The following is a 15,925-nucleotide window of genomic DNA, read 5'->3' on the forward strand; positions in this document are numbered from 1 at the left end:
GAGTTGTTCTATTTGAACTTGTCGCGCATCGACTGGATGCCGGGGATCGCCGCCATCAGATGGGCGTGGCGGTCGTCGAAATGCTGGACCAGCCCGCGCTGCGTCTTCCCGACCAGGATGGTGAAGATGTAGCAGCGATGTCCGGGCGAGGTGACGGTCGGGTGATAGCCGCGATCGACCAGGATGGTGTCGCGATCCTGCACCATGAAGCATTCGGACTGGCCGTCGGCATAGATGATCTGGGCGCCGAAGCCGGTGCCGGGCTGGTAGCGGTAATGATAGAGCTCGTCATGCGCCGTCTCGCCATCGCGGTCGGCGTCGTGCTTGTGCGGCGGATAGCCGGACCAGCAGCCGGGATCGGCATAGAGCTCGCTGACCAGGAGATTGCCCGCGCGGCCCTGTCCGTTCTGGCCGAGGATGTGGAAGATGCGGCGGCGGCTATGGGTGTCGGGCGAGCCGACATCGACCATCGCGACTTCGTTCGGCGCGATGCGGAACGGTTTCAGCCCCTCGTCGTCGCAGAGGCCGCCGGCAACGGCGATCTCGACGGGGCCGGTGGCGTTTTCCAGCCGGACGGTGCTGCCCGGCGGGACATAGACCGAATCCGCCTCGCCGGACCAGATGTCGCGCCGTTGGCCGACCGCCGCGAAGCGCTCGCCGTCGACGATGAGGTCCACCGTGCCGGAGAGTACGACATAGACGCTCTCGTGCCGCGGCAAGCTCTGCTCGACCGCCTCGCCGAGCTGCAGGTTCAGCAGGTTGAAATGGACATGCGGCAGCGCCGGATCATCGTCGACGATGGCGAGGTTGGCGTTGTCGCGGGCGCGGATGTGCTTAGGCATGGCTGGGTTGTCCGGTCTGGATGGCGTCGACGCCGCGCAGCGTGAGCGTCTCGGCGTGATGGCAGGCGACATTGCGGCCGCCGAGATCGCGCAAAGGCGGCTGGGTCGTGCGGCAGATATCGGTGGCGAAGCGGCAGCGTGGGTGGAAGGCGCAGCCGCTCGGTCGGTTCGCGGGATCGGCGACCTCGCCCGGCAGGCGGATGCGGCGGTTCTGCCGGCGATGGGCCGGGTCGGGGATCGGCAGAGCCGAGAGCAGCGCCTCGGTATAGGGATGCAAGGGCCGGGCGAAGAGCGCGTCGGCGCTCGCGATCTCGACGACCTGGCCGACATACATCACCACGACGCGGTCGCAGATATACTCGATGACGCTGAGATCATGACTGACGAAGAGATAGGTCAGCCCGAACTCCTCCTGAAGGTCGCGCAGCAGGTTGAGCGTCTGCGCGCGGACGCTGACGTCGAGCGCGGAGACGGCCTCGTCCAGCACGACGAGACGAGGATGCGTCGCGAGCGCCCGGGCGATGCCGACGCGCTGGCGCTCGCCGCCGGAGAAGGCGTGCGGATAGCGCCGGGCGTATTCCGGGCGCAGACCCACCTTGGCGAGGAGATCGCGGACCTTGCCCTCGATCTCGCCCGGCGGCACCAGCTTGTTGACCTTCAAGACCTCGCCGACGATGTCGCGGACCTGCAGGCGCGGATTGAGCGAGGATTGCGGGTCCTGGAAGACGAGGCGCAGATCCGTGCAATAGGCGAGCCGCTCATCCTCGGATAGCTCTGCGAGATCGACGCTGCCGCCATCCTTGCGGCGATAATGCATCGAGCCAGCGCTCGGTTGGTGGATGCCGAGCAAGAGGCGCGTCACCGTCGATTTGCCGCAACCGGATTCGCCGACGAGCCCCAGCGTCTCGCCTTGCCGGATCTGGAAGGAGACATCCTCGACGGCGCGCACGGGATTGGCCGCCTTGCGCTGGAACAAGGTCCGGCGCGGCGGAAACAGCTTTGTCAGCCCGCTGACTTCGAGCAGCACGTCCGGCGGAAGCGTGGCGGAATCAGCCATGGCGGACGCCCTCCCCAATGGATGGATCGCGGGCAAGGATGCAGCGCACGTCGCGGCGGGGGCCGATGGAGACGGTGCCGGGGTCGGCGACGTCGCAGATGCCCTTGAGCGCCGCATCGCAGCGCGGGTGGAAATCGCAGCCCGCCGGCCGGTCGAAGGGCGAGGGCACCATGCCGCGGATGGCGGCGAGCCGGGTCTCGCGCCCGGCACCGAGCCGCGGCACCGATTTCAGCAGCGCCCGCGTATAGGGGTGGCGCGGATCGGCGAAAATTTGCTCGACCGTGCCGCGCTCGACGATCTTGCCGAGATACATCACTGCGACATCGTCGGCGATTTCGGCGACCACCCCGAGATCATGGGTGATGAACAGGATCGAGAGGCCGTCCTCGCGCTGCAATTCCTGCAGCAGGTCGATGATGTTGGCCTGGGTGGTGACGTCGAGCGCGGTGGTTGGCTCGTCGGCGATAAGCAGGCGCGGCCGGCAGGACAAAGCGAGCGCGATGCAGACGCGCTGGCGCATGCCGCCGGAGAACTCGAAGGGATAGTTGCTCAGCCGCTCCGCCGGCCTGGGGATCCCGACGCGGCCGAGCATCTCGATGGCGCGTGCCTCGGCGGCCTTCTTCGAGAGATCGAGATGGCGGCGGATCACAGGAACGAGTTGCTGGCCGATGGTGTGGACCGGTGAGAGCGCCGCCATCGGCTCCTGCGAGATCAGGGAGATTTCCTTGCCGCGCAAGGCACGGATGCGGCGGCCGCGCGGGTCGAGCGTGGTGACGTCCAGCGCCTCGCCGTCGCCACCGGCATAGACGATGCTGCCGGCGGCGATGCGCCCGCTCGGCGGCAGCAAGCTCATCAGGGCGCGGCCGGTGACGCTCTTGCCCGAGCCGGATTCGCCGACGATGCAGAGCGTGCGGCCGCGTGGCACGTCGAAGGTGACGCCGTCGACGGCGCGCACCAGCCCGTCATCGGTGCCGATCTGGACCTTGAGGTCCCGGACGGCGACGAGCGGTGCGGCGCCATCTGCCGGCGCCGGACTCCCGGAGGGGCCGGGTTCAGGCATAGGGATCGGCCGCATCGCGAATTCCGTCACCGAGGAAGTTGAGGGCGAGCACCGCGACCACCACCGCGACACCCGGAGCGAGCAGCCAGGGCGCCGTGGTCAGGGCCAGGATGCTCTGCGCGTCCTTAAGCAGCACGCCCCAGCTCACCACCGGCTCCTTCAGCCCGATGCCGAGGAAGGACAGCGCCGTCTCGGCCAGGATCATGCTGGGGATCGCCAGCGTCACGGAGGCGGTGATGTGGCTGGTGAAGGAGGGGACCATGTGCCGCCAGATCACGCGCTGGCGCGAGCAGCCGTCGAGCCGCGCCGCCAGCACGAAATCCTCGGTCCTGAGCGAGAGGAAGCGGCCGCGCACCACGCGCGCCAGATCGGTCCAGCCGATCAGGGAGAGGATGATGGTGATCCAGAGATAGACCAGCAGCGGGTCCATATTCGCCGGCACCGCGGCGGCGAGCCCCATCCAGAGTGGGATGGTGGGGATCGATTTCAGGAAGTCGATGCTGCGCTGGACGACCTCGTCGATCCAGCCGCCATAATAGCCGGAGATGCCGCCGAGCATCAGACCGAGGAAGAGGCTGATGGCGACGCCGACGAGGCCGATCGACATCGAGATGCGGGCGCCATGGATGGTGCGCGACAGCACGTCCCGGCCGAGCCGGTCGGCGCCCCAGAGATACATCGGCTGGGACGGGTCGGCCGGGCCGATCAGGTGCCGATCCCAGGGAATGAGCCCAAAAAGCTTGTAGGGCTCGCCCTTGGCGAAGAAGACGACCGGGTTGACCGATTTCTCGTCGACCACGAAGCTCCGCTTCAGGGCGACGGGATCGAAGCTCATCCGGTAGCCGTTGACGTACATAAAATGCGTCTCGCCAGCGGCATCCGTGCCGAAGAAGCGCAATGTCTGCGGCGGGCCATAGGTGAAGCGGGCATTGTAGGTGTCGGGCGCGAAGGGCGCGAAGAACTCGGCCAGCAACGCGACGAGATAGATGCCGAGCACCACGAAGAGACTGGCATAGGCCAGACGGTGCCGGCGGAAGCGGCGGAAGATCAGCCGCCATTGGCTGGCCTCGGCCAGACGGCGGGCCGCCGGGGCGACGGTTTCAGGAACGGTGGGCGCGGCGATATCGGTCATGCGCGCGGCTCAGGCGTAGCGCACGCGCGGATCGAGCCACGCGAGCAGGAGGTCGGAGATCAGCGTGCCGATCACGGTGAGCGCGCTCAGCATCAGGATGAAGCTGCCGGCGAGGTACATGTCCTGCGCCAGCAGGGCCGAGAGCAGCAGCGGGCCGGCGGTCGGCAGGCTCATCACCACCGAGGTCACGATCGCGCCGGAGACGAGGTTCGGCAGCACCCAGCCGATGGTCGAGACGAAGGGGTTGAGCGCGACGCGGACCGGGTACTTGAACAGAAGCTCCATCTCGCCGAGGCCGTTGGCGCGGGCGGTCTGGACGTAGGGCTTGTAGAGCTCGTCGATCAGGTTGGCGCGCATCACGCGGATCAGTGCCGCCGTGCCATGGGTCGCCAGCACGAAGACCGGCAGCCACAGATGCATGGCGAGGTCGCCGACCTTGGCGAGGCTCCAGGGCGCGTTGACGTATTCAGGCGAGAACAGCCCGCTGACGCTCATGCCGAAATAGCGCGAGAGCACGTACATCAGCGCCAGCGCCAGCAGGAAGCTCGGTATGGCGAGGCCGAGAAAGCCGAGAAAGGTCACGACATAGTCGAGCCAGGAATAGCGCCGGACCGCGCTGTAGATGCCGATCGGCAGGGCGACGATCCAGGTGACGATCAGGGTGACGCCGGAGAGCAGGACGGTCAGCCCGAACCGATCCCACATCAATTCCGATACCGGCTTGTTCCACTCGAAGGACTCGCCGAAATCGCCGCGGAACAGGATGCCGGAAATCCAGAGCCAGTATTGCACATACCAGGGCTGATCGAGCCCATAGCGCAGCTTGAGCGCGGCCAGTGTGTCATTGTCGAGCGAGCCGCCCTGCTCGGCGAATTTGGCACTGAACGAGGTCAGGAAGTCGCCCGGCGGCAACTGGATGACCAGGAAGGCGACGACCGACACGGCGGCGAGCGTGGCCAGCGTATAGACGAGCCGTCTCAGCATGTAGCGGAGCATCGTGGACCTCCGGTGCGGGCGAGCGGGGCGAAGGGCCCGGAGCGCCGCTCCGGGCTCGATGTCGATGACCGGGCTATTCGTAGAAATACTGCTCGGGATTGGTCGGACCCGGCGTCATGTAGAAGAAGGTGTCCGGCATCAGATCGGGCACGTTGCGCATGTTGTTCTTCACGACGCCGTAATTGTCCGCGTCCATGTTCGTGCCGATCACGTAGAACTGGTCGCGGGCGATCGCGAGGATCTTCTTCATCACCTCGATCTGGCCAGCCGTTCCGGGCGTTTTCTGCATCTGGACGTAGAGCGCTTGCTGCTGCTTGGCCGCCTCCGGCGGCTCCTCGGCATTGGGGTCTTTCGGGTTCTGGAAATAGATCCCCCAGGCCGAGGCGAAGGCCGCCTGGTTCTCGTAGGGGAAATACCATTTCGGATCGAGGATGCCGAGGAAGTCGTAGCCGCCGCCGCCGATCCAGACCATGGCGTCATGCTCGTTGGCGAGCATGCGGGCGAAGGCGAACGATTCCTCGATGGTCTTGACCTGCATCTCGATGCCGACCGCGGCCCAGTATTTCTTGATCAGCTCGAGCGCGTCGATCTGGTAGCGGCGCGAGGTCGCGGCATCGACGGCGAAGGAAATGCGCTTGCCATCCGGCCCGAGCCGGAATTTCTGCGCGTCGCGCTTGGCAAATCCCGCCTTGTCGAGCAACTCGTTGGCGGCTTTGGGATCGTACTTGGTGTACTGGGTCGCCATCTCCTTGTCATAGAGCGCGGTGCCCGGACGCGGCGCCGCCTGATAGGGCTGCGACTGGCCGGCATAGATCAGGTCGTTGATCTCGTCGCGGTTGATGGCGAGCGAGAGCGCGACGCGGACATCCTTGCTGCGGAAGACCTCGCGCAGCACCGGGTTCTTGCTGGTCAGGTTGAGCGAGATGCACATCGCGTTCGACCAGGCCGGCTGCGCCTTGAACAGGCGGTAGCCGCTGCGCTCGCGGTTCTGCGCCAGCACGATGCGCGTCTCCAGCCCGTTGAGGCGCTGGTTCTGCATGTCGAGCTCGCCATTGATCGCCTTGAGCACGATCGCCTGCTGGTCGCCCATGATGTCGAAGGTGACGCGGTCGATATAGGGCAGTTGCCGCCCCTCCGGATCGACCTTGAAGTAATAGGGATTGCGCTCGAGCACGACCTGCGTCGTGCCGCCATAGGGCACGGTCAGCCGCCACGGATCGAGCACCGGCCGGCCGGTATCGCGCCAGCGGCCGGGGAAGCTCACCTTGTTGAGGAAGAGCGCCGCCCAGTTCGCCGCCTTGGCCTCGGTGACGAGCTTGTCGATGCCATCGGGATTGTACTTCTTGTGGAACTGCTTGAGGTAATGCGCCGGCGCCGCCGCGAGAATGTCCGACCCGAAGGTCGTCGCCATGTTCTCCAGCAACATGCCGTTCGGCCCGGTGAAGCGGAAGCGGACGGTGGCATCGTCGATCTTCTCGACGATGACGGGGTCGTTGCCGCTGCGCAGCCAGCGCGGCACCGACGGCGTCAGCTCCTTGTTCATCAACACGTCCTGGTACCAGAACACGAGATCGTCGGCCGTGAACGGCGCGCCGTCGGACCAGCGCGTGCCCTTGCGCAGATGGAAGACGTATTCGGTCCCGTCCGGCTTGACGTCGACCTTCTCGGCGACGTCGGGTTCGACCGCGGTCCAGTCGCGGTTCCAGCGGACGAGGCGGGTATAGCCGACCGAGCGCTCGATCAGCGAGTCGCTGCCGCCCATCAGTGCCTGACGCCAGGTGCCGCCATATTTTCCGACCTTCTCGACCGGCTTCAGCACCAAGGGCTGCTCGGGCAGGCGCTGCTCAACCGGCGGCAGCTTGCCGCCCTTGACCAATTCGGAAAGCCCCGGCGCCTCCTTGTAGTCCGCGGCCCCGGCCGCGCCGGAGAGGACAAGGATCAGGGACAGCGCGACGCCACGCAGGGCGCGCCCAGGAAAAGCTGCCATCGTTTCCTCCGCTGCGCCTTCTGCTCATGGCGGGCGCTATGGAGTTACGTTATCGTTATCTCGCTTATAGCGTCAACCCTCTTTAGAATGGCAGTGCAAGACCCCTCCAAGGAGAATAACTGCAATCGAAAGTCGCATTTCTGGCGTTCGCGATCACCGAGAAATGCACTGGAAAGAGATATCGTTATCGTGAGATAAGGCGACATGAACATGAAGCCGGCCTTGCGGCCGCCAACCATCACCGATGTCGCTACCGCTGCCGGCGTCTCGCCGATGACGGTTTCGCGCGTCCTCAACGGCCGCGGCGGCGCTGGCGAGGACACGCGCCAGCGCGTGCTGCAGGCGGCCCAGGCACTGAACTACCGGCCCAACGCCTTCGCCCAGAGCCTGAAAAGTGACCGCTCGTACACGGTCGGCATCGTCGTGCCCGACATCGTCAATCCGTTCTTCCCCGAGATCATTCGCGGCGCCGAGCTGGTGGCGCGACCGGCCGGCTACACGCTGCTCTCCTGCAACGTCATCGAGGACCCCGAACGCGAGGAGGAGGTCCTGGGCACGCTGCTCGACAAACGTGTCGACGGCGTCATCATCTGCAGCGCCCGCCTCGACGACGAACGGCTTCTGCGCGCAGTCGCGCAGCACCGGGCCGCAGTGCTGATCAATCGGTCCGTTGCGAAACGCCATGCCGGCACGATCGAAGTCGACTATCGCTCCGGCGTGGAAGCCGCCGTCACGCAGCTCGTCGCCCAAGGGCGACGACAATTCGGCTTCGCGGCCGGGTTGGCTTCGTCGCATGGCGGGCGCAAGCGGCGGGAAGGGATCGAGGCGGCGCTGGCGCGCCACGGCCTCTCCCTCGCCCTCGATCTCCCCTGCTCGCCGGACCTTCAGGGCGGAGCCGATATCGCCGCCCGATTGCTGCCCGACGCAGCGCGGATCGATGCCATGATCTGCTATAACGACCTGATCGCGCTCGGCTTGATGAAGCCGCTCGAGCAGGCCGGCATCAGGGTGCCGGACGATATCGCGATCGTGGGCTGCGACGACATTCCCGCCGCCTCGCTGGTGTCGCCGGCTTTGACCACGTTGCGGATCGCCAAGCAGGATCTCGGCGAGATGGCGATGCGGATGCTGCTCGACCGGATCGCTGGCCGCAACGCCCAGCAAGGCATCGTGATCGAACCGGATCTAATCTGGAGGGCGACGACCCCCCCAGCATAAGGGAAGGCTCGGATGCTCGGCTGTCTGCCGATCGGAACGCGGCCATTTGCGCCTCAAGGCATTTGCAATGCGGGATGACGGCTCTGCAATAGCCTTTAGGCGGGGCGATCCGGGACTTTTTCCTTCGCGACCACAGAGGCTATGGCGGAAAAGGCAGCCACGCTGCCCAGGCTACGGGTTTCCCTGCGCGTGACGAGATACTCCCCGGCCACGACATCAAAATCGGAAACCGTGATGGCCCTGAGCCGAGGGTCGAAACCACGCTCCTGATCGAGCACGATGCCAATGCCGACCCCGGCCGCAACCGCCTCCTTCACCGCTTCACGGCTGCCCAGGACCAAATGGGGCGGAAGTTCGAGTTTGCGCTCTGCCAGAGCGGCCTCGAAGAGGTGGCGCGTCATTGAGCCGGGCTCGCGCGTTACCAGGCGCTGACCGGGCAAGTCCCGCGCCTCAACCTGCAGGCGACCCCACCAGGGGTGGTCTGCGTGAACCAGAATCTCGACGCGCTGCTTGACCAGGAAATCGCAGGCGAAATCGGGGTGGGGCTCCCTCAGGGTCGCGATGGCGATGTCGATACGGTGCTGCGCGACGAGCTCCAGCAGATTTTTCGAGTTCGCCAGCCGCACCTCGAGTTGCACGCCCGGATGCTCTGCGGTGAACCGCTCCAAGATCGGCATCGCCACATAGGGTGCGCAAAGGCCGATCGCGAGATGGCCGGTGGCAAGACTGCGGCCGTCGCTCATTCGCGCCGAGATATCGTCGAGCATCAGGATGGCCTGGCGCACTTTCGGCAGCAGGTCGAGCGCGTCAGCCGTCAGCTCGACGCCGCTCGCCGTGCGCAGGAAGAGGCGCGTCCCGACGGCGTCTTCCAGAGATTTCACATGCTGGGTGATCGCTGACTGGCTGACGCCGAGCGCCTGTGCAGCGGCCGAAAAGGTCGCGTGGTTCGCGACGGCGTGGAAGGCGCGGAGCTGAGCGAGATTCATAGGGCCGCTGGAATAAGCTCGACTTCATTTCAATGTCACATGATTTAGCGACACTTATATCACGACGGATTGCCAGACGGTACGGAGACTTTCATGCTCAGCCTCTCCACAACGATGATCGCGCGTCTCGCCGCCACGGCGGCGTTCGCGCTGGCGAGCGGCGCCGCCTTCGCCAAGGAAGTCGTGATCTACAACGCCTCCGACAGCGTCAACAGCGCGCTCGTCGGGGCCTTCAAGAAGAAGCACCCGGATATCGAGGTGAAATTCGTCTCCGGCTCCACCGGCCCGATCGCCGAGCGGGCCATCGCCGAGAAGGGCAAGCCGCAGGCGGATATCGTCTATCTCGTCAACAACGTCGCCCTCGAGCAGCTCAAGCAGGCCGGCGTGTTCGAGCCTTACGAGCCGAAGGGATCGAAGATCCTCCCCGCCTTCCGCGACGAGGACGGCTTCTACAGCAAGTACTTCGCCACCACGATGTGCATGGTCGTCAACAAGGAGCGGCTGGCGCAGAAGGGGCTGCCCATGCCGGCGACCTGGGAGGATCTGATCAAGCCGGTCTACCGCAAGGAGATCTCGCTGCCCTCGCCACTGAAATCCGGGACCGGCGGCGCCATCCTGACGACCTTCGTCGACGCCTTCGGCTGGCCCTTCGTCGAGAACCTGAACGAGAACGTCTATCAGTATTCGGACGGCGGCTCCGGCGGCGCGCAACTCGCCGGCGCCGGCGAGGTCGCGATCGGTCTGACCTTCGACACCACCTGTTTCGAGACCACGGCCGCGGGCAAGCCGATCGAGATCGTCTACGGCCGGATCACCCCTAACGTCACCGAAGGCGGCGGTCTCGTCGCCGGCGGCCCGAACCCCGCCGAGGCCAAGATCTTCCTCGACTTCATGGCGGGCGACGAGGCTGCCGCCGTGCTCGGCAAGGTGGTCGGCGCCACGGCGGTGCCCGGGCATGGCCTGATCGACCTCAAGCAGATCGCGCTTTGGCAGATGCGCCGCCCCGTCGACATGACAGCCTTCCGGCGCGAATTCGCCAGCCGCATCCTCAAGCAGTGACGGATCCGCAGCGGTGATCGAACTGACGGCCCCGCCCGTTGCCACCGAGCGGCCGACCCTGACGACGGGGCGGCCGCATCTGGCCGTCCGCGACATCGTCAAATCCTATGGCGGCCCGATGCTCGCCGTCGACGGCGTCACACTTGCTCTGGCCAAGGGCGAGTTCGTCACGCTGCTCGGCGATTCCGGCTGCGGCAAGACGACCCTGCTCAGGATCATCGCCGGCTTCGTCCGACCGGATGGCGGGCAGGTCACCCGCTCCGGGCAGGATGTAACCGAGCTGGCGCCGGCGCGCCGACGCATGGGCTTCGTGTTCCAGTCCTACGCATTGTTTCCGACGAAAACGGTCGCGGAGAATATCGGCTTCGCGCTCACGATCGCTTCTCGCAGCCGAGCCGAGCGCGAGCATCGGGTTTCCGAACTCGCGCGCCTGGTCGAGTTGGAGCGGCTGCTCGCACATTATCCGCACCAGTTGTCCGGCGGCCAGCAGCAGCGCGTCGCTCTAGCGCGCGCGCTCGCCTCCGATCCCGAGGTGTTGCTGCTCGACGAGCCGATGTCGGCGCTGGATGCGCGCATCCGGGTCAAGCTGCGCAACGAGCTGCGCATGATCATCGACAGGCTCGGCATCACCACGCTCTATGTGACGCATGATCAGGAGGAGGCGCTCGCCCTCTCCGACCGGGTCGCCGTCATGCGCAACGGCCGCATCGCGCAGATCGGCGCGCCGACCGAGATCTACCACCGGCCCTGCTCCGCCTTCGTCGCGCAATTCGTCGGCATCTCCAATCTGGTCGAGGGCCATGCGGCGGGCCGCGGCATCGATGCCGATGGCGAGTTCTGGCCGATCGCGCTCCCGGCGCATGTAAGGCCGGGAGAGCGCGTGACGGCCGTCTATCGGCCGGAGCACATCGTGGTTTCCCGCGCGGGAGAGGGGCTTGCCGGGCGGGTCGCCGGCGCGGCCTTTCTCGGGGCGGTCGTCCGCCTCACCGTGACGCTCGAATCCGGGCGCACGGTCATCGCGGATTGCCCATCGCACCAGGCCGAGTCTTTCGGTCCGCGCGGCGCGCCCGTCGCGCTCCTGCCGGACCCGCAACGCGCGGCGCTGATTCCTGCCCGGACCTGCGCGTGATGCGACTGCTGCGCCAAATGCCGCGCGCGCTCATCAGCGGCGTCGTCGCGCTGCTGCTGATCGTCTTCATCGGCGTGCCGATCGGCGCCGTCCTGGTCGAGAGCTTCGTGATCTCCGGCCCGATGTCCCCTGTGCGGCTCAAGGCCGTCACGGTCGACGCGCTGAGCCGGCTGCCGGAGCAGGAGAGCGCTGCCCTGATCCAGCGCTGGGGCGAGACCGCGACGGAGGCCGAGCGTGTCGAGGCGACCGCCGCGGCTTTCCAGCTCGTCGGGCACCCGCCGTCATGGGACCGCAAGGCGCCCTATTCGGATCAGGCGCGGGCCATGGAGACCGCACTCTCAGCCCTGCCACCGCAAGACCGCGAGCAGGTGACGCAGATCGTGACGCTCGCTCATGTGATGCTGCACAAGCGGACCGCGCTCGCCTTCAAAGTCAAGGACCTGATCGATCAGCAAGGCTTCGACACGTTGCGCAACGGCAGCGAGGCGCGCCGGGGTTTCGACCACTATCTCAAGCTCTTCCAGGATTCCTATCTGCGCAACGCCGCGCTCAACAGCCTGTCACTCGCCGTCTTGTCGGTAATGTTCACGGTGCCCCTCGCCTTCGCGCTCGCCTATGGCATCAATTGCGGCGGCGTGCCTTGGCCGGCAACGATGAGAGGCATCTTTCTAATGCCGCTGGTCGCCCCGCCGGTGCTGATCGCAACCGCCACGGTGATGCTCTTCGGCCGACGCGGGCTGGTGACGCATACGCTGTTCGACCGAGGCCTAGGCCTGATCGACGCCGACGAGACCAATCTCTACGGCCTGCTCGGCGTCGTGCTGGCGCAGATGCTGTCCTTCATGCCGGCGACGCTGATCATCTTCGACAACATCCTGCGGCGGCAGGACGGCCGGGTCGACGACGCCGCCGCCAGCCTCGGCGCGGACCACTTCACCACCTTCCGGCACGTCACGCTGCCGCTCGCGTGGCCCGCGACCAAGCGCGCGATCGTGCTGGTCTTCATCATGAGCCTCACCGATTTCGGCAACCCGCTGATCCTCGGCCGCGATACGCCCGTGCTCGCCGGCATCATCTACGACGAGATCACCGCCTATCGGAACACGCCGCTGGCAGCGGCGCTCTGCGTCTGGCTCATCATTCCCTCGCTTCTTCTCTATCTGGGCCTCGAACTGCTGGGGCGGCGCAAGGGCTACACGAGCGCGAGCGTCGCGGCGCGCTCGGAGCTCTCGGCGCCACGCTCCTGGCGTATCTGCCTGACGGCCATTGCGGGAACCGTCGCGGTCCTGATCTTCGCAGTTTACGGCACCATGGCGCTCGGCGCGGTGACCCGAGTCTGGGGCACGGATTGGAGCCTGACACTCGGCTATTTCACGGCTGAGGGTGTCAATATCGGCCTCGCCGGCGCCGGCTATGGCAGCTCGGACCGCGGCCTCGGGCTCGTCTGGGAGAGCCTGCGCATCGGCATCGTCGCTGGCCCGATCGGCGGGCTTTTTGCCGTGGTGATCGCCTATGTGGTCGAGCGCCTGCGGCCGCCCGGCGCCAATCTCATCGTCTTTCTGGTGCTGGTGCCGGCAATCCTGCCCGGCATCATCTTCGGCATCGGCTACATCGTCGCCTTCAACGTCCCCTTCGGCATTCCCGCCCTGTCGTTGACCGGAACTTCGGCGATCCTGGTCGTCAACATCCTGTTTTCGAACATCTTCGTCGGCGCGCTCGCCGCGCGCGCCGCGCTGCAGCGCGTCGACAGCTCGATCGACGAGGCCGCCGAGAGCCTCGGCGCCGGGCTCATCTCGCGCTTCGTGAGCGTAACCCTGCCGATCCTGCTGCCGGCCCTGCTGCTCGGGACCCTCTATGTCTTCATCGACGCGTTGACGACCCTCTCCTCGGTGATCTTCCTGGTCTCGGGCAACCACAAGCTCGCCTCGGTCGCGATCTTCAACCACGCCAATTCCGGCGAATACGGCTATGCCGCCGCCAAGAGCCTCGTCCTGCTCGCCTTCGCGCTCGCGGCCATCGCTCTGGCGCGGCTGATCGAGCGCCGTCGGGAGACCGCAAGGCACCGCCGGCCGCCTTCGGCTCTGCCCGGCCTCCCTTCAGCGATCTCCCGGTAGATGCCGATGCCCCCCGATCTCGTTTCGCGCGATGCTGCCGCTTTCTTTCATCAGGAGGGATCGAGCCCTTGTCTTTCGGCTCTGCGCGCTGCCCAGGGCATCTGGCTGGAGGACGTCGACGGACGGCGCTTCATCGACCTGCATGGCAATACCGTCCATCATCTCGGGCATCGCCATCCGCAGATCATCGCTGCGTTGAAGCGCCAGCTCGACACACTGCCTTTCTCGCCGCGGCGCTACACCAACGAACMTGCCGTTGCGCTCGCCGAGAAGCTGCTCGCGCGCTGGCCCGGAGCGCCCGCCAAAGTCCTCTTCGCCACCGGCGGCTCGGACGCGATCGAGATCGCCTTGAAATTGGCGCGCGTCGCGACCGCCCGCCATGAAACGATCTCGCTCGAAGGCTCGTATCACGGCCACGGCTTCGGCAGCTTCGGCCTGTCCAAGGCCGCACCCGATCCGCGTCTCGGCCCATTTTTGCCTGGGCGCCGGCATGTCACGCCTTACTGGGCGCCCGACGGAGCCCAGCGCATGCTCGCGGAGATGCGCGCCGCCTTCGCGCAGTCGGAGACAGGCATCGCCGCGGTCGTGGCTGAGCCGATCCGCTCGAACTGCCACATGCCCCCGGATGGGCTCTGGGCCGAGGTTCGCGATCTTTGTGACCGGCACGGCACCCTTCTGATCTTCGACGAGATCCCTTCGGGGCTCGGCAAGACCGGGCGCTTCTTCGCCTTCGAGCATGTCGGCGCCGTGCCCGACGCGGTCGTGCTCGGCAAGGCGCTCGGTGGCGGCGTGCTGCCGATCGCCGCCGTGATCGCGGATGCAAGGCTCGATATCGCTCCGGAGCTCGACCTTGGCCACTACACTCATGAGAAGAATCCGCTGACGACGCTCGCCGCCCTGACGGCGATCGAGATCATCGAACGCGATCAGCTGGTCGAGCGGGCCGCTCTGCTGGAGCAGCGGATCAGATCGCGGGTCGCCGAACTCGCCCGCGCGTGGCCGGCCATCCGCGGCGTTCGGGGCGCCGGCCTGCTGCTTGCGCTCGAATTCGACGCTGAGATGTGCGGTCTGGGACCGGGCCCCGGCTTTGCGGCCGACCTCGTGCGGGCCTGCATGGAAGCCGGTCTCTCGACCACCTCCAAGGGCGACTCCAGCATCGGGTTTTCCTTGCCCATGACCGTGAGCGACGCCGAACTCGATCTGATATTCGAACAGGTCCGGAAGCTGGCCCAGGCGCTCCAACGCTAGGCCCAGACGCGCGTTCGCAATCGACCATGGCTTCGGCAGACCCACGGGCGGAGAGCCGGTCGCATCGTCGCCGTTCGGTTGGAGAGCGCCCGAGGGCTGGACCGCTACCGGCGCGACATCCGCCCGGCTCCAGAATGCCGGCGGCGAGGAAGGACATATGATGGCGCTCGTCACGCCTTGCGGGCTCGATAGCGCCTTTCCGGCCGTCGCGCGCCAGAAGCCCGAGGCGCCGAGCAGATGGCCACCGTCGCACGTGGCCTTCTCCAGCCAATGCCTCGATATCAGCGTTTCAAACTGTGAGGTTTCTCGCGGATCGGTAACTTAGCGTGTCCACCGGGCATCACCAATGCGGGCGCCGAAATGGCGGCCGAAAGCAAGCAGCGCATCGATTATCGTCTGATCGTTGCCCTCAGACAGGGCGAAGAGCGGATAGGAGACGCTGACGGCGATCGACGTGCCCTTGTGCTTCTCCGTGAGAGCGATCGAGATCGCCTTGACGCCGTCGAAGAGTTCCTGATCGGAGATGGCGTAGCCACGCAGCCGCGTCAGGGCCAGCTCACGGAGCAATTCGTCGACCGAGTGGAGCGTCTGCCTGGTGGTCGCAGCCAGGGAGTCTTCGAACAAGCCGCGTATCTCTGCATCGGGCTTGAGCGAGAGCAGCGCCTTACCCATTGCCGCGGCGTGTGCCGGCAGCCGGTGTCCAGGCTCGACGGCGAACTGAATCGGCTGCGAACCGCGCACCGTCTTGAGCACGACGACCTCGGCTCCGGAGAGCACCCCCAACCAGACCGTGTGCTGCGTCTCGCGGGCGAGCGCCTCCATCTCCTTCTGCGCCTGCTCGACAATGTCGAACTTGCGATGGAAGCCGGCAGCGAGCTGCACAGCGAGAATTCCTGCGCCGTAACGCTGGGTTAGAGCGTCCTGCTCGATCAAGCCGCCGCCTGCCAGGGAAGCCAGCAGGCGCGAGGCCGTGCTGCGGTTGACCTTGAGATGACGACTGACATCGCCGACCCGCAGTTCGCCACCTGATTCAACCATGAGTTGCAACGCGCTGACGGCCTTCTCGATCGATTTCACCTGACCTCACATTGCGGCTT

13 protein-coding genes are annotated in these 15,925 nt (G+C 66.2%); 5 read left to right on the forward strand and 8 right to left on the reverse strand.

What is annotated here, in order from left to right:
* Window positions 1–8: 8 nt before the first annotated feature.
* The 6 genes from AC1DDA_RS14775 to AC1DDA_RS14800 form a co-directional block, all read right to left on the reverse strand.
* On the reverse strand, window positions 9–842 hold the full coding sequence (locus AC1DDA_RS14775; protein ID WP_476796310.1) for a 5-deoxy-glucuronate isomerase: 834 nt from the start codon (window positions 840–842) through the stop codon (window positions 9–11).
* On the reverse strand, window positions 835–1,899 hold the full coding sequence (locus AC1DDA_RS14780; protein WP_476796311.1) for an ABC transporter ATP-binding protein: 1,065 nt from the start codon (window positions 1,897–1,899) through the stop codon (window positions 835–837). Before AC1DDA_RS14780 ends, AC1DDA_RS14775 begins: the two co-directional genes overlap by 8 nt.
* On the reverse strand, window positions 1,892–2,974 hold the full coding sequence (locus AC1DDA_RS14785) for an ABC transporter ATP-binding protein (protein ID WP_476796312.1): 1,083 nt from the start codon (window positions 2,972–2,974) through the stop codon (window positions 1,892–1,894). Before AC1DDA_RS14785 ends, AC1DDA_RS14780 begins: the two co-directional genes overlap by 8 nt.
* Window positions 2,952–4,091 carry an ABC transporter permease gene (locus AC1DDA_RS14790; protein ID WP_476796313.1) on the reverse strand — a complete coding sequence of 380 codons (1,140 nt, stop codon included), beginning with the start codon at window positions 4,089–4,091 and terminating at the stop codon, window positions 2,952–2,954. Before AC1DDA_RS14790 ends, AC1DDA_RS14785 begins: the two co-directional genes overlap by 23 nt.
* A gap of 9 nt (window positions 4,092–4,100) precedes the next feature.
* The gene (locus AC1DDA_RS14795) at window positions 4,101–5,087 is read right to left on the reverse strand and encodes an ABC transporter permease (protein ID WP_441509538.1); all 987 of its coding nucleotides are present in this window, start codon (window positions 5,085–5,087) and stop codon (window positions 4,101–4,103) included.
* Window positions 5,088–5,160: 73 nt separating this feature from the next.
* Window positions 5,161–7,074, reverse strand: coding sequence for an ABC transporter substrate-binding protein (locus AC1DDA_RS14800; RefSeq protein WP_476779743.1), 1,914 nt, complete (start codon window positions 7,072–7,074; stop codon window positions 5,161–5,163).
* A 204-nt stretch (window positions 7,075–7,278) separates the two neighbouring features.
* Between AC1DDA_RS14800 and AC1DDA_RS14805 the strand changes: the two genes are divergently transcribed.
* Entirely contained in the window at window positions 7,279–8,292 is a 1,014-nt protein-coding gene (locus AC1DDA_RS14805) for a LacI family DNA-binding transcriptional regulator (RefSeq protein ID WP_476796314.1), read from the forward strand.
* Between the two features lie 95 nt (window positions 8,293–8,387).
* Here the strand turns inward: AC1DDA_RS14805 and AC1DDA_RS14810 are convergent, their stop codons facing one another.
* Window positions 8,388–9,278, reverse strand: a complete 891-nt coding sequence (locus AC1DDA_RS14810) for a LysR substrate-binding domain-containing protein (protein ID WP_476796315.1) — start codon at window positions 9,276–9,278, stop codon at window positions 8,388–8,390.
* 93 nt (window positions 9,279–9,371) lie between these two features.
* Between AC1DDA_RS14810 and AC1DDA_RS14815 the strand changes: the two genes are divergently transcribed.
* From AC1DDA_RS14815 to AC1DDA_RS14830, 4 genes are read left to right on the forward strand one after another with little or no spacing between them, the layout of a single operon-like run.
* Entirely contained in the window at window positions 9,372–10,337 is a 966-nt protein-coding gene (locus AC1DDA_RS14815) for an extracellular solute-binding protein (protein ID WP_476796316.1), read from the forward strand.
* A 13-nt stretch (window positions 10,338–10,350) separates the two neighbouring features.
* A complete protein-coding gene (locus AC1DDA_RS14820) occupies window positions 10,351–11,466 on the forward strand; it encodes an ABC transporter ATP-binding protein (protein WP_476796317.1) in 1,116 nt (371 codons plus the stop codon).
* On the forward strand, window positions 11,466–13,580 hold the full coding sequence (locus tag AC1DDA_RS14825; RefSeq protein WP_476796318.1) for an ABC transporter permease: 2,115 nt from the start codon (window positions 11,466–11,468) through the stop codon (window positions 13,578–13,580). Before AC1DDA_RS14820 ends, AC1DDA_RS14825 begins: the two co-directional genes overlap by 1 nt.
* Window positions 13,581–14,828 (forward strand): aminotransferase class III-fold pyridoxal phosphate-dependent enzyme, encoded by a 1,248-nt coding sequence (locus tag AC1DDA_RS14830; RefSeq protein ID WP_476796319.1) that lies wholly within the window; start codon window positions 13,581–13,583, stop codon window positions 14,826–14,828.
* A gap of 321 nt (window positions 14,829–15,149) precedes the next feature.
* Here the strand turns inward: AC1DDA_RS14830 and AC1DDA_RS14835 are convergent, their stop codons facing one another.
* On the reverse strand, window positions 15,150–15,905 hold the full coding sequence (locus AC1DDA_RS14835; protein WP_441509546.1) for an IclR family transcriptional regulator: 756 nt from the start codon (window positions 15,903–15,905) through the stop codon (window positions 15,150–15,152).
* Window positions 15,906–15,925 lie beyond the last annotated feature (20 nt).

The organism is Allobosea sp. 10N428 (genome assembly GCF_056394545.1).

Bases quoted from the DNA above. Each gene is read 5' to 3' on its own strand.
- AC1DDA_RS14795 (WP_441509538.1), bottom strand. From the start codon at position 5,087: ATGCTCCGCTACATGCTGAGACGGCTCGTCTATACGCTGGCCACGCTC.
- AC1DDA_RS14785 (WP_476796312.1), bottom strand. From the start codon at position 2,974: ATGCGGCCGATCCCTATGCCTGAACCCGGCCCCTCCGGGAGTCCGGCG.
- AC1DDA_RS14805 (WP_476796314.1), top strand. From the start codon at position 7,279: ATGAACATGAAGCCGGCCTTGCGGCCGCCAACCATCACCGATGTCGCT.
- AC1DDA_RS14815 (WP_476796316.1), top strand. From the start codon at position 9,372: ATGCTCAGCCTCTCCACAACGATGATCGCGCGTCTCGCCGCCACGGCG.
- AC1DDA_RS14825 (WP_476796318.1), top strand. From the start codon at position 11,466: ATGCGACTGCTGCGCCAAATGCCGCGCGCGCTCATCAGCGGCGTCGTC.
- AC1DDA_RS14780 (WP_476796311.1), bottom strand. From the start codon at position 1,899: ATGGCTGATTCCGCCACGCTTCCGCCGGACGTGCTGCTCGAAGTCAGC.
- AC1DDA_RS14790 (WP_476796313.1), bottom strand. From the start codon at position 4,091: ATGACCGATATCGCCGCGCCCACCGTTCCTGAAACCGTCGCCCCGGCG.
- AC1DDA_RS14800 (WP_476779743.1), bottom strand. From the start codon at position 7,074: ATGGCAGCTTTTCCTGGGCGCGCCCTGCGTGGCGTCGCGCTGTCCCTG.
- AC1DDA_RS14810 (WP_476796315.1), bottom strand. From the start codon at position 9,278: ATGAATCTCGCTCAGCTCCGCGCCTTCCACGCCGTCGCGAACCACGCG.
- AC1DDA_RS14775 (WP_476796310.1), bottom strand. From the start codon at position 842: ATGCCTAAGCACATCCGCGCCCGCGACAACGCCAACCTCGCCATCGTC.